Raw genomic sequence first — 13,717 nt, 5'->3', positions numbered from 1 at the left:
GCTACTTAATTATACGATCGTGTGCTTGAGAGGGGGTTAGTTATAACCTAAAACAAATTTTTTCTCTGAGCCAAAGCTATTAGATTGCTGCCCAAACTCTTTATTAATAGTTGCTAGAGTTTGCTCTTGTTCGGCGAGCAAGCACAAAACTTTATTTCGGTAATCTAGGCTGCTTTCAAACAATTTTAAATCTACCTGCGGCTGCAAAGTAGCGAGTCTTTGATTTAGAGTAAGTTGTGTCATATGTGATCTCCAGTGCTTGTACACTATTTATATAGCACTCGGTGCAATAAAGAGTTAATAAATTGTTTATAAAATTCATATTGAACTTATTAACTTGGCGTTTTAGTTATATTATGACGTGCTAAGCTTAGCGAAAACTGAACCACACTTATTTTTAGTGAACAAATAACAATCAAAAAAGATATTGGGAACACTTATGACCCTCGAACAAATTAATCAATACTTAGCCTTTGTAATATTCACTTATAACGATGTGAATATTACAGTAGCAAAAGTAATTCAAGTGCCACTTATATTGTTTGCTATGTGGTTTGTAGTCACACGTATTGGCAAGCTTATTAAAAAAACATTACTCGCTAAAAAAATAAGCCAAGATGCAGTGCATTTGTTTACTCGAATTTACTTTATTTTAAGTATCGCAATTTTAATTTTTACATCGCTTGAAGTGCTCAGCATCCCGCTTACGGCATTTGCTTTCGTATCCGGTGCAATAGCCATTGGTGTAGGTTTTGGTGCGCAAAATATTATTAATAACTTTATCAGCGGTTGGATATTGATGTGGGAGCGCCCAATTCGCATTGGTGACTTTTTAGAGGTAGGTAACGCAAAGGGCGTAGTTGAAACTATTAATACGCGTTCTACACGTATTCGCCGAAATGACGGCGTACATATGCTTATACCTAATTCTCAATTGCTCGAAAATACAGTAACAAACTGGACGCTGATAGATGGTAATGCACGCTCATCGGTCAGTGTCGGCGTTGCGTATGGTTCAGACGTTATACTGGTTAAAAAGCTTATCCAGCAAGTGCTTGATGATCATGATGCAATATTGGTTAATCCAAAGTCATCAGTGTTATTTGATGACTTTGCAGATAGCTCGCTTGTATTTAATGCTATTTTTTGGGTATGCGCCGAGTCTGAAACCATGCTTAGAAAAGTGCGCAGTGATATTCGTTTTAGTATTTATGCTGTATTTGAAGAGCATGATGTAGTGATTGCGTTTCCACAGCGCGATATTCATATAGATGGTGAAATTGCTTTTAAAAGGTCGTAGTTCTAATAAAAAAAGTCGCTTGCGGGTGACTTTTTTTATGAGTAACCACAACGTTTCTATTTTGGGTTAATATGTAAAGCAATCCATTTTTCCTACTTTACTTCGCGATCTTCAATAAAGGACATATGTCCTCATTATTAGGTTTTTGCATCTAAATATTGATAAAAACACGTAATCTTGTAGTTAAATGTTGCAAAAAAGTTTCCATTTATGTTCATATTTATGCAGTAAAATTATTACACAATGGTATAATCTTAATTGTTCGTTCAGCCTTGTTACTCCGTTTTGTACTCTCGGTGATGAGGTCCGCGCGCCATATAGCAAGTCGCGAAAAATTGTACGAGCCCGCAATGAATACATTGCGCAACACAAAAAACCGTTGAACAAGAGTGCATACTAAAGGTTAATACCCGACATGAAATCATTAAAGAAATCTGCAATAGCGACAATTATTAACGCTGCACTACTATCTGCTGCTGGCACATCTATTTCAGCATTCGCCGCTGAAGAAGAAACGGCTAAAAAAAGCAATCAACTAGAAGTTATTCAAGTTACCGCCCGTAAACGCGTAGAAAATGCACAAGAAGTACCTGTAGCAGTATCTGCATTACAAGGTGATAACCTTGATGCATATAGCTCTGCAGGTATGGATATTCGCTTTTTAAATGCGAAAATTCCAAGTTTATCTATTGAGTCTTCATTTGGTCGTTCATTCCCACGCTTTTACGTTCGTGGTTTAGGTAATACCGATTTCGATTTGAATGCATCACAGCCAGTATCACTTGTTGTTGATGAAGTAGTTCAAGAAAATGCAATTTTAAAAGGTTTCCCAGTATTTGATGTTGAACGCGTAGAAGTATTACGTGGTCCTCAAGGAACGCTATTTGGCCGTAACACGCCAGCTGGCCTTGTTAAGTTTGATACTGTTAAACCAAGTCAAGAATTTGATGGTTATGGCTCTGTTTCATACGGTAGCCGTGGTGCTATAGATACAAGTGGTGCTGTAGGTGGTGCTTTAACTGACCGTTTATCTGCTCGTGTTTCATTATTATGGCAAGACAAAGACGATTACATTGATAACCAAGCTCCAGGCTTTGAAGCTAAAGATGAGCAAGGTGGTTATACTGAAAAAGCGGCACGCGTTCAGTTTTTATATGAAGGCGATGATTTTACTGCTTTATTAAACTATCACACACGTGACTTAGATGGCTCACCAATTGCCTTTCGTGCAAATGTAATTAAAGCGGGTACTAATGAGCTAGTAGATAACTACGAAAGTGATATTGTTTATCAAGATGCGGCATCTCGCTCTACTCAACAAGTAGAATCTGAAGGTGCAAGCTTAAAGCTTGAGTGGGAACTTAAAAACCACACAATTACTTCAATTTCTGCATGGGAAAGTGCTGAAATATATTCGCGCGCTGATATTGACGGCGGTTACGGTGCAGCATTTATTGCTGATGGTAATTACCAAGGTCCTGGTACCATTCCATTTGCTTCAGAGAGTGCTGATGGTATTCCAGAGCAGGACCAGTTGACGCAAGAGCTACGTTTATCTAGTAACTTTGATGGTGACTTAAATTATCAAGTAGGTGTATTTTACTTTGATGAAGAGCTAACGATTGAAAACTTCAGCTACGATACATTCTCAACACCTAATGCAGGTGCTTTAAATGGCTATGTTCGTCAACAGCAAGATACTACAGCTTGGGCTGTATTTGGTTCTGTAGATTATACTTTTTCAGATGATTTAAAAGTAACAGCGGGCCTTCGTTATTCTGATGATGATAAAGATTTTGTAGCTGATCGTACACTTAGCCCAATTGGTGGCGGTGCATTACTTGTAGAGCGTGATGTTAGTGACGACCATGTTAGCTGGGATTTATCTGCAAACTATAAAGTAAACGACGATGTTAACTGGTACGGCCGTGTAGCAAATAGCTTCCGCGCACCTAGTTTACAAGGTCGTATTTTGTTTGGTGATGACGTAACAACAGCTGAGTCAGAAACGGTAACATCGTACGAGACAGGTATTAAATCAGACGTGCTAGACGGCCAAGGCCGTGTAAATGCAACTGTATTTTACTACACGATGGACGACCAACAGCTTACTGCTGTAGGCGGTGGTGCTAACTTTAACCGCTTAGTTAATGCAGATAAAACGACTGGCTATGGTTTTGAGTTAGATACGCAGTGGGTATTAAGCGATGAGTTTAATGCAACGTTTAACTTAAGCTACAATAAAACAGAAATTAAAGATAACGATTTAGCTGTCGCTGTTTGTGCTCAATGTACTGTAACTGACCCAATTAATGGTTCTGGCCTTGCTGTACTTGACGGTAATAGCTTACCGCATGCTCCTGAGTGGATCTCTAACTTTACGCTTCGCTACACTAAAGAACTTGCCGATGGTAACTTCTTCGCAAGCGGTGATATTTCTTATCGCAGTAAAATCAATATGTTCCTTTACGAATCAGTAGAGTTTGAAGGTAAAGAGCTTATTGAAACAGGTCTTCGTACAGGTTACACATGGTCTGAAGGCGATTACGAATACGAAGTTGCTGCGTTTGTTCGTAACTTATTTGACGAGCAACAAGTTATTGGCGCTGTAGATTTCAATAACAATACAGGTATTGTTAACGAAGAGCGTTATGTTGGTGCTGAATTTAAAGTTAACTTCTTCTAAAGATAACCTTAAATTATATTAATTTTTAAAAGCCTGCCTTGTGCAGGCTTTTATGTTTTTATAAAGCTGGTAAAGTAGCGTTAATTAATTTAAAGAGATAAAAAGATGGCTGGATTTTGGAATTATCGTGTAATTTTTTGTGAAGCAACGAAAGACGAAGCAGCGCAATATCAAATACATGAAGTAGAATATAACCTAAATGGTAAAGTAACTAACTGGTCAGAAACTGGCGCAGCCCCTTTTGGAACAACCTTAGATGAGTTAAAAGATGACTCTGAGCGTTTAAAAACAGCATTTGATAAGCCAGTACTTAAAGTTGTACGTAAAACGCGTGGCTACGAGCTTGTTGATGTTGATACGGGTGAAGAAGCAACGGGTGAGCCGCCAGCAGGCTTAACGCAATAACTGTATTTATATAAAAGGTGCTTAAGGCGCCTTTTTTTATTGTCAAAATTTAGCTCAAGTTAAATAAGGAATGAGGATGACATTAGAAGCAGTATTATTTGATATGGATGGCACATTAGTTGATTCAGAAAGCATGCACTTTGTATGTTGGAGTAAACTACTTAAGCCTTATGGTGTTAGTTATTTAGAAAATGATTTTTGTCAGCGCTTTTCAGGACGACCCACTTTAGAAGCTGCAATAGAGATTAAGCAAGAGCATAACTTATCAGTAAGCGCACAGTTTTTAGCAGATGAAAAATACCGTTTATTTGGCGAATATGTATTAACACATTTACCACCACTGATGCCGTTTACTGAGCAAACGTTGAAAGCTGTAAAAGCGAGTGGCTTAAAAATGGCGCTAGTAACGGGCAGTGCTAAAAGTGAAGCCATGCCAATACTGAAAGGTTTAGGGTTTTATGAGCTGTTTGACACGGTGGTAACAAAAGACGATGTAACTAATCCTAAACCTGCTGGAGACCCATATTTACTGGCACTTAAGCAGATAAATATACAGGCAGGCAATGCAATAGCCGTTGAGGATACATTTACCGGCGTTACGGCGGCCAACAACGCGTTGTTACGTGTTGTTGCCATTGCTAATAGCCACACTAAAGATCACGATTTCAGCCAAGCTACCTATAAAATGAGTAACTTAGATGAGTTTTGGCAATGGGTGCAATCTCAACTATAGTTTAAGCCAACTTTTACGTGCTTGGATGCGCCAATGTTTACTATTAAACACCTGCTTTTAATTGTTATTGTACTTTTTACGCAATGCATAAGTGCAGCACAACCGTCTGTTTTACTGGCTAAAGTATATGACGAAACTAAGCATTATGATGTAAGTAAATATTTAGTCAGTGAAAAATATGATGGCGTAAGAGCTATCTGGACCGGCACGGAGTTTGTAACTCGTAAGGGTAATATTATCAATGCGCCAAGTTGGTTTACAGCGCCATTGCCAAATGTATGGCTTGATGGTGAGCTGTGGACTAAACGTGAGCACTTTTCTGCGCTTAGTGGCATAGTCAGAACTAAAAAACCTAATAATCATGATTGGCAAACTATTACTTATAAAGTATTTGATATGCCAAATGAAAATCTGCCTTTTAGCACTCGCTATAAAAACTATAATGAGCTTATTACTAGCCTAAACTCGCCGCACATTAGTGCTGTAGTTCAATATAGCTTTACAAATAATGAGCAACTTACAGAGTATTTTGACAACATAACTAAGCAGGGCGGCGAGGGCGTAATGCTTCATTTGGCCAGCGCTAAGCACAGCAATGGAAGAAGTAATGCATTACTAAAATTAAAACCTTATTTAGATGCAGAAGCGGTTGTAATTGCGCATTTACCAGGCAAAGGTAAATATCAAGGTATGTTAGGGGCATTAAGGGTAAAAACAGCGCAGGGGCAGGTATTCTCTATTGGTACTGGGTTTAATGATGCACAGCGCTCCATCCCACCGGAGATTGGTAGTACTGTAACGTACCGATTTCATGGCTTAACAAAAAATGGGTTACCGCGTTTTGCTAGTTTTTTACGGGTCAGAGATAGTTTATAACATTTATAAATTTTACAAAGTGTGCTAAATTGCGCGGCCTTTTTGGTAATGTGTGGTGAAGTATGTTTGTAGGTTTTGATTACGGTAGTTCTAATTGTGCTATGGGTGTAATGAGCGAGGGTAATGTTCAATTAGTACCGCTAGAGCAAGGAAAACATTACTTACCGTCTACACTTTACACTCATCACAGTGCGTTGGTTGTGGATTTTGTTGCTAAGCATTTACATGGCACAGCCCATGAGCATGACTTTTTAACGCAGCGCCAAGCATTATTAAATACCTTACCTCGTATTAAGTCAGACCTTGATTTACAACCTTCAGATGAAACCCTATTTATTGGTCGTGAAGCGATTAGCGAGTACGTGCAGTTCCCTGAAGAAGGCTATTTTGTTAAGTCCCCTAAATCATTTTTTGGTGCAACAGGTTTAAAGCAAGGTCAAATTAACTTTTTTGAAGATATCGCAACCGCGATGATCTTAAAAATTAAGCAACGCGCTGAGCTCTCTTTAGGTAAAACACTTACACAAACAGTGATTGGTCGCCCAGTAAACTTTCAAGCTGTGGGTGGTGAGCAATCAAATCAACAAGCGGTCGGTATTTTAGAGCGTGCTGCTAAACGCGCTGGTTTTAAAGACGTAGAGTTTTTATATGAGCCACTTGCTGCGGGTATCGATTACGAGAGTGATTTAACTCAGGATCAAAAAGTACTCGTTATTGATATTGGTGGTGGTACAAGTGACTGCTCATTTGTACAAATGGGCCCAAGCTTTAGAGGAAATAGTCAGCGCGATAGCGATTTTTTATCTCACAGTGGTAAACGTGTTGGCGGAAATGATTTAGATATTGCTTTGAGCTTTCATGGTTTAATGCCGTTATTGGGTTTAGGTAGTACGTTTAAATCGGGTTTGCCTTTGCCTAATCAAGCGTTTTGGCAAGCGTGTAAAATTAACGATGTAAACTTACAAAGCCAATTTTATAGTGAAAGCCATACCCGAGAGCTAAACGCACAATTACGTGATGTAAGTGCACCTGAGCTTTATAAGCGTTTAATACATTTACAGCAAAACAAGCAAGGCCATCAGTTAGTGCAACAAGGTGAAGCGGCTAAAATAGCACTTTCGTCTGCTAGTGTGTTTGATTGTGATTTAAGCTTTTTAGATAGTGGGCTGAATAAAAATGTATCTGTAAGAGATTTAGCTGTTGCCGTTGAGAGTAGTATTAGCCAAATAGTTACTTTAGCAAAACAAGCAATCAGCGACGCTGCGACCACGCCAGACATTATCTATTTAACAGGCGGTAGTGCACAATCACCATTGATTAAAGCGGCTTTAAGTGAGCACTTAGGCGATATAAAAATGGTTAACGGGGATCACTTTGGTAGTGTAACTGCTGGCCTGACTAAATGGGCCAGCATGCTTTATAAATAACCTAGATTACAATTGAGGTTTAAAGATCTATTTGTCGGGTTGCGAGATATTTTTCGTAATCTGGCAATGTACGTTCAAGCTCTATGTCCATAAGCGGTGAGCTTAATAACATATCTGCACTCACTTCATTACACGCCACCGGAATATTCCAAACAGCTGCTAAACGTAGTAGTGCTTTAACATCAGGGTCATGAGGCTGTGATGCTAATGGGTCCCAAAAAAATATTAAAACATGTATCTCATGTTCTGCTATTTTAGCGCCAAGTTGTTGATCGCCGCCCATAGGACCACTTAAAAGCTGAACTACATCAAGCCCCGTGGTTTTTTGGATTAAATGCCCCGTAGTACCTGTGCCATATAAAGTGTGCTTACTTAGTATTTCTTTGTGTTTTTCACACCATAATTTTAGTGCTGCTTTTTTACCATCGTGTGCCACTAAAGCAATATTTTTTTGTGCGGGAAGAGATTGTGTTTTTTGTTCCATGCTAATTCTTTTTATTGGTGAACCTAAACTCGGAAGAATAAACCTCTTAACCAAAGTGCAGGTTAGTTAAAATAATAGATTGATAGCAAGGGCAATAAATACAATGCCAGTGATCCTATCAATCCAAAGTTGGCTATTTGGGTTACGTCTAAAAAACTGTGCAATTTTGTCGCCAAAATAAATATACGTGCAGTCAATCGGAAAAGCAAAAAGAGGGTAAAGTAAGCCAAAAAAAGCGAGCTGAAAAGTAGCCGATGAAAGCGTTGGATCTACAAATTGCGGAATAAATGCAATAAAGAATAATGCTACTTTAGGGTTTAGTACTTCAGTCATCATGGCCTGAAACATGACATTACTTTTTTTACTGGTACTTATATGCGGTTTATCGGTTTGCTTGTCATCAGATGTCGGCTCTGGCTGATTTAGCGTGCCTTTAATCATCATAAACCCTAAATAGCATAAGTATGCTGCGCCTGCGTATTGCACTGCTGCATAGGCACTAGGGGAAGCTTTTAGGACTGCGCTTAGGCCTACAACAGCAAATAGCGTATGAACAACCCCACCTAATGCAAAACCAAAAGCACTTTGCATACCAGCGCTTCGACCATTAGCAAATGTTTGCGCCATCAAAAATGCATTTGATGGCCCAGGCGCTACTGCCATTAAAAAGCTGGCTAATAAAAATGAGACTAGAAAGTCAGGATTGATCATTGAGTACTTTTAGCAGGGTGTAAAGTATGTGCTTTTTTACTCATTAAAATAAGCCAAAGCGGAACTAGTAATAACAAGTGAAAAGCAATCAACCACGGTGTGCTTAGCCCTAAATATTGGGTTAAAACGACAAGTATACTTGCGCCACTCATTTGCATAGCACCAAGTAATGCAGAGGCTGTGCCTGCTTGTTTAGGAAAGCTAGACAGAGACATTCCTGCAGCAGAGCCTAAACTTAAAGCAAACCCTAATGCAGCAATTAAGATAGGTAGCATAAGTGCAAATGCTGTTTCTATACCGCTAAGGGCTAACATTAAAATGCCTGAGGAAACCAGTACACTCACACCGACACGCAAAGCACGTTGGCTATTTCGTTTAATGTAGGTTGGTAAAATAAAACTAGCGACAATACTTATTACGGCATTTAACGTAAACCAAAAAGTAAAGTCGGCTACGGTGCCCCCTAAATGTGTAATAAGCCAGCCTGGTGCGAGCGTTACATACACTAATATGGCTGACATTGAGACCATACAAATTAGGCTATTAAACAAAAATACCGGTGTTTTAATAATCGGAGTAAAGCGACGTAAATCTAAAATATGCCCCTGATAATGACTATCAGCAGGACGAGTTTCTCTAAAAAAGAATAGGGTAACAATAAGGCCCAAAATGGCAAACGCGGTTAAAAACATAAAGTTCATACGCCAGCCAAACTGTACGGTAAGCCAAGCCCCTAAAATAGGTGCCATTGCCGGAATAAAGCACACAATCCCGTTAAGGTAGGTGATCATTTGTCCGCTTCGTTCACTGCCATATTTATCACGCACTATCGCAAATGCGACAACAAATGTGGCACACGCTCCAAATCCCTGAAAAGCACGTGCTATTAGTAATATCTCAAAAGAAGGCGAGTAGTATGCGAGTAATGCAGAGCTTGCATACAAACTAATGCCCACTACTGCCACTGGTTTTCGGCCAAATCGATCAGCTAAAGGGCCCGCAATTAATTGGCCTAAACCCACTGTTAGCATAAAAATAGCAACGGTTTGCTGTACTTGTTGTTCAGTAACTGCAAATTGTTCTGCAATAGTTGGAAAAGCAGGTAGGTAAATATCGATTGCCATAGGGCAAAATATAACGAGTAACGCTAAGATAAGTAACAAAGTCATATTAGGTTTAGCGGGCTGTGTTTGCATTGAGTCTCCTTTTGTCGAGTATTTTAGGTGGGCACTCATAAAAAAGAAAGGGCTTATGACCCCTGCATAGGTCGGTCATTCTTACTTTTTGATTGGATTAAACTAAAAAGCCAGCATAGATGCACTTTTTAAAACTGGTCTGATGTGTTAATTTTAAAAAAGTAACTGTTGATGGAAAATAATAATGAGTAATAAATCTGCACTTGTACAAACATGGCATAAATTTAAGCGCCTACCTTTTGGGAATTGGCTTTTTACTAAAGCTGTTTGCTTTAAAGCGCCATATTTTGGTTCGATGAAACCTTACGTACTCGATTTGAGAGAGGGCCATTGTAGTGCGGTGGTTAAAAATCGTCGCAGCGTTCATAATCATATTGGTACCATTCATGCTATTGCGCAGTGTAACTTAGCTGAATTGTGTGCAGGTGTAATGGTTGATGCAACAGTGCCAGTTAAAACGCATCGTTGGATCCCAAAAGGGATGACAGTTAGGTATTTGGCTAAAGTAGATACAGATGTACGAGCAGTCGCTGAAATTGATTTACCACACAAGTGGATTGATAAAGAAGACTTAGTAGTACCCGTTAAACTGTATAATACCCGCAATGAGCTTGTTTTCACTGCAGATATTACTATGTACATTACTGAGAAAAAGTAACTTACGTAAAGCTGATTTGACTTAGCTTTTATCCGCGGCTTGTTTATTTACAAATGATAAGTCGCTGCCATCTTCTTTCAATAATGCTTTAACTTCTTTTGCGGGTTTTAGTTCTTTCGAAATTAGTTCCGGTTCTTCTTTTTCAAAGCGTTGCTTTAAACTGCCTTCAATTACAGCGCCTGCATCAATACTTAATGTATCGTGAAATACATCGCCATGAACATGAGCGCCACTTTGTACTTTTACTTCACTGGCATTAATTGACCCAATAACTTTACCTTTAACAATAACGCTTTTAGCTTCAACAATACCTTCAACAACTCCCGCTGAGCCAATAACTAAATGCTCCACTTTTATGTCACCATCAATACGGCCATCAAGCTGTACTTCACCTTGGCTAACTAAAGTGCCTGTAAGGCGTACGTCTTCAGAAATAATAGACGGTGTGTGATTCACTCTTTTTAAATTAGAGCTAACTGTTTTTTGTTTTTTTCTACCAAACACGAGAAAGCGCCTTTGTTATTTTTAGAGGATTGACTTGTTTACCATTAAGTAATACTTCGTAGTGTAAATGCGTGCCTGTGCTTCGGCCGGTGCTGCCCATTAGGCCGATCACATCATGTTTAGTGATTGATTGACCTTTCTTTACTTTAATTTTATTTAAGTGTCCAAATCGAGTCACTAAGCCATTTTTATGTTCAAGCTCGATAAAGTTACCATAACCACCATTACGACCGGCACGAAGAACTACAGCGTCTGCTGGAGCGAATATTTCGGTTTTATGCCAACCGGCTAAATCAATTCCTTTATGAAAGGCATGATTACTATTCATGGGATCTTTTCTAAGGCCGAAATTACTCGAAATATAGTATTTAGCTTTAGCTAAAGGCAGGGTGTTTGGTAGCTCAGTTAAAAAGTTTTCTAAATTATTTAATATTAATAACTTATCAACGATGGCTAAAAAGTGGCTCGGAATTTTTGTTTCGTTAAATATATCAAGGGGCCCACCTTGTGCAGTTGTCTGGGCGCTTAATATTAGGTGTTGCTCAAGCGCAGACTCAATTCCTGCGCCTTTAACCATAGCTAAAATGGCTTGGTGACGTTCACTAATTTGGTTATCTAAATAGGTAAAGCTTTGCTCATAATGACTATTTAAGTTGGCCACTCTTGTTGCGAATGTAATTGGAGCGATTAACTGTGCTTGTTTACCTTTTTGATTTTCATCGACTAATGGCTCATGAAATTCATTGCCATTTTCATTAATAGGTACATCAAGTTCTGTATCAAGCTTAATAACATCTTTACTAATTGAAGCAGGAAGGGATTCTATCATGCTTTGCAGTAGCGCCTGCTTTTGCTCAAGTATTGCAAGTTGCTCTAACTGCGTTGCTTGAAGGGCTTGTTGCTCACTGACTTTTTGTTGCCACAGCGTTTGCTCGGTTATTTGATTTTGTTTTATGTCAGAGATTTTATTTGTTTGTGTATAAACACGAAAGCTCGAAATACTCAGCCAAGTAAAAGTGACTAAAATAAGCAACGCTACAAGAAGTTGAAACCAAGAGGCTAAAACAACATGCTTAACTTCGCCATTTTGACGAATAAGTAGCTGACGAGCAGGGAAAAATTTATGATAAAAAGACTTTATAAATACTGACATGGCATATAAACACTGGCTATTAACCGAATTAAGATAGCAATTTGAGTTAAAAAAGCTAGAAAAAAATTGTAACTGTTCAAAAATTAATAAAAAAGGGCTGCTTTTAGTAAGCAGCCCTTTTAATAAATTTTTTAATATGCGTATTATTTTGCCGGCAGTACAGTACTCTCTACAGAGCCAAAACCTATACGTGCATAGCCTTCTTTTTCACACCAGCCACGCATAATAACGTTATCGCCATCTTCTAAAAAGCTGCGTTGTTCGCCATTACTTAGCGTAATTTTTTCTTTACCGCCACGAGAAAGCTCAAGTAATGAACCTGCTTCTTCGTGCGTTGGACCTGACTGAGTGCCCGAACCTAGCATGTCACCTGGCATAAAGTTACAGCCATTTACTGTGTGATGAGTAACCATTTGTGCCACAGTCCAGTAAGAGTGCTTAAAGCTCGATGTTGATACGCGCGTTGGGTTATGGCCTTCGCTACGCATTTTTTGCGTTTGAATTCTAACATCCATTTGAATATCAAAAGCACCTTGGTCGCGATTCGCTTTTGATTCTAAATAGTCCATAGGCTGTGGATCGTTTTCATCACGTGTCCAGCTTGTTCTATAAGGTGCTAATGCTTCGGTTGTTACAATCCAAGGCGATACAGTTGAGGCAAAGTTTTTAGCTAAAAATGGACCAAGCGGTTGATATTCCCACGCTTGCAAGTCACGTGCTGACCAATCGTTAAATACACAAAAGCCAAATACATGGTTTTCAGCATTTTCGATAGCGATTGCATCGCCCAGTGCATTGCCTTTACCTAAGTAAATACCCAGCTCTAGTTCGTAATCAAGGCGTTTACAAGGACCGAATGATGGCACTTCTGCATCAGGCGCTTTAGTTTGGCCTTTAGGGCGATGAAATGTTTGACCCGATACGTCAATAGATGAAGAGCGACCATGATAACCAATAGGTACCCATTTATAGTTAGGTAGTAATGGGTTGTCAGGGCGAAATAAACTACCCACAGCTGTAGCGTGATAAATAGAAGTGTAAAAGTCGGTGTAATCACCGATGCGACAAGGCAAAGAAAACTCTATATCAGACTGTGCAACCAATGTATCGCTAAGCGCTTGTTGGTGCTCAGAGCCTGCTCTTAGTGCTTTTGAAAGGGCTAAACGAAGGGCTGACCAATACTGCTTCCCTAAACCCATAAATGTATTTAAGGTTGCTTCACTTGCTGCATCAGCGGCTGTTTTAGCGTCACCTGTTAAAACATTTAATTTACTCAGTTTTGCTAAATCAATTACTTGGTCACCAATTGCAACACCACCACGAAAGGCCTCATCAGACCCTTTACAACGAAATTCTGCAAACGGTAAGTTTTGAATCGGGAAGTCGCAATTATCAACATTAGCTGATTCTACCCAGCTGGTTAAATTAATATTGTGGGTTTCGTTAATTAGGCTCATTACATTTCCTTTGGATTTTACTGTATGGCGACAAGGTATAGTTTATTTAATCATACTTGTACTTGGCGCCATACTTTTTAAATATTAAAACGACAAAAAGCAGCGAAGTTCGCTGCTTTTAATTTAC

14 protein-coding genes are annotated in these 13,717 nt (G+C 39.1%); 7 read left to right on the top strand and 7 right to left on the bottom strand.

Annotated features, from left to right (window positions below):
- Positions 1-36: 36 nt before the first annotated feature.
- Positions 37-243 (bottom strand): hypothetical protein, encoded by a 207-nt coding sequence (locus JG479_RS11795; RefSeq protein WP_002958182.1) that lies wholly within the window; start codon positions 241-243, stop codon positions 37-39.
- Positions 244-439: 196 nt separating this feature from the next.
- On the opposite strand from JG479_RS11795, the gene JG479_RS11790 reads away from it, so the two are divergent.
- The 6 genes from JG479_RS11790 (at position 440) to yegD (ending at position 7,427) form a co-directional block, all read left to right on the top strand.
- The gene (locus JG479_RS11790; protein WP_002958183.1) at positions 440-1,300 is read left to right on the top strand and encodes a mechanosensitive ion channel family protein; all 861 of its coding nucleotides are present in this window, start codon (positions 440-442) and stop codon (positions 1,298-1,300) included.
- Positions 1,301-1,715: 415 nt separating this feature from the next.
- Complete coding sequence (locus JG479_RS11785; RefSeq protein ID WP_200219379.1) at positions 1,716-3,986, top strand: TonB-dependent receptor; 2,271 nt, start codon at positions 1,716-1,718, stop codon at positions 3,984-3,986.
- A gap of 105 nt (positions 3,987-4,091) precedes the next feature.
- A complete protein-coding gene (locus JG479_RS11780; RefSeq protein ID WP_193226140.1) occupies positions 4,092-4,391 on the top strand; it encodes a hypothetical protein in 300 nt (99 codons plus the stop codon).
- A 76-nt stretch (positions 4,392-4,467) separates the two neighbouring features.
- Positions 4,468-5,124: an HAD family hydrolase gene (locus JG479_RS11775; protein WP_200219378.1), complete on the top strand. Its 657-nt coding sequence runs from the start codon at positions 4,468-4,470 to the stop codon at positions 5,122-5,124.
- A gap of 33 nt (positions 5,125-5,157) precedes the next feature.
- On the top strand, positions 5,158-6,000 hold the full coding sequence (locus tag JG479_RS11770) for a DNA ligase (protein ID WP_200219377.1): 843 nt from the start codon (positions 5,158-5,160) through the stop codon (positions 5,998-6,000).
- A 62-nt stretch (positions 6,001-6,062) separates the two neighbouring features.
- Positions 6,063-7,427, top strand: a complete 1,365-nt coding sequence (gene yegD, locus JG479_RS11765) for a molecular chaperone (protein ID WP_024595669.1) — start codon at positions 6,063-6,065, stop codon at positions 7,425-7,427.
- A 19-nt stretch (positions 7,428-7,446) separates the two neighbouring features.
- Here the strand turns inward: yegD and JG479_RS11760 are convergent, their stop codons facing one another.
- From JG479_RS11760 to JG479_RS11750, 3 genes are all read right to left on the bottom strand, one after another.
- Positions 7,447-7,911: a methylglyoxal synthase gene (locus JG479_RS11760; protein ID WP_200219376.1), complete on the bottom strand. Its 465-nt coding sequence runs from the start codon at positions 7,909-7,911 to the stop codon at positions 7,447-7,449.
- Between the two features lie 66 nt (positions 7,912-7,977).
- A complete protein-coding gene (locus tag JG479_RS11755) occupies positions 7,978-8,622 on the bottom strand; it encodes a LysE family translocator (protein WP_182695997.1) in 645 nt (214 codons plus the stop codon).
- Positions 8,619-9,818: a multidrug effflux MFS transporter gene (locus JG479_RS11750; protein WP_024605847.1), complete on the bottom strand. Its 1,200-nt coding sequence runs from the start codon at positions 9,816-9,818 to the stop codon at positions 8,619-8,621. The genes JG479_RS11755 and JG479_RS11750 overlap by 4 nt, the downstream gene beginning before the upstream one ends.
- A 184-nt stretch (positions 9,819-10,002) precedes the next feature.
- Here JG479_RS11750 and JG479_RS11745 point away from each other — a divergent pair, with 184 nt between their 5' ends.
- Entirely contained in the window at positions 10,003-10,476 is a 474-nt protein-coding gene (locus tag JG479_RS11745; protein WP_193226136.1) for a hotdog fold domain-containing protein, read from the top strand.
- Between the two features lie 21 nt (positions 10,477-10,497).
- On the opposite strand, the gene JG479_RS11740 is transcribed toward JG479_RS11745, so the two are convergent.
- From JG479_RS11740 to fahA, 3 genes are all read right to left on the bottom strand, one after another.
- Positions 10,498-10,980, bottom strand: coding sequence for a bactofilin family protein (locus JG479_RS11740; RefSeq protein WP_002958196.1), 483 nt, complete (start codon positions 10,978-10,980; stop codon positions 10,498-10,500).
- Entirely contained in the window at positions 10,970-12,133 is a 1,164-nt protein-coding gene (locus tag JG479_RS11735; protein ID WP_002958199.1) for a M23 family metallopeptidase, read from the bottom strand. Before JG479_RS11735 ends, JG479_RS11740 begins: the two co-directional genes overlap by 11 nt.
- A gap of 143 nt (positions 12,134-12,276) precedes the next feature.
- Positions 12,277-13,590, bottom strand: a complete 1,314-nt coding sequence (gene fahA, locus JG479_RS11730) for a fumarylacetoacetase (RefSeq protein WP_200219375.1) — start codon at positions 13,588-13,590, stop codon at positions 12,277-12,279.
- Positions 13,591-13,717 lie beyond the last annotated feature (127 nt).

The organism is Pseudoalteromonas sp. LC2018020214 (assembly GCF_016598755.1).
GTDB classification, from domain to species: Bacteria; Pseudomonadota; Gammaproteobacteria; order Enterobacterales; family Alteromonadaceae; genus Pseudoalteromonas; species Pseudoalteromonas distincta.
The sequence above is the reverse complement of the archived record's forward strand: the minus strand, read 5'-3'. Positions and strand labels throughout refer to the sequence as shown.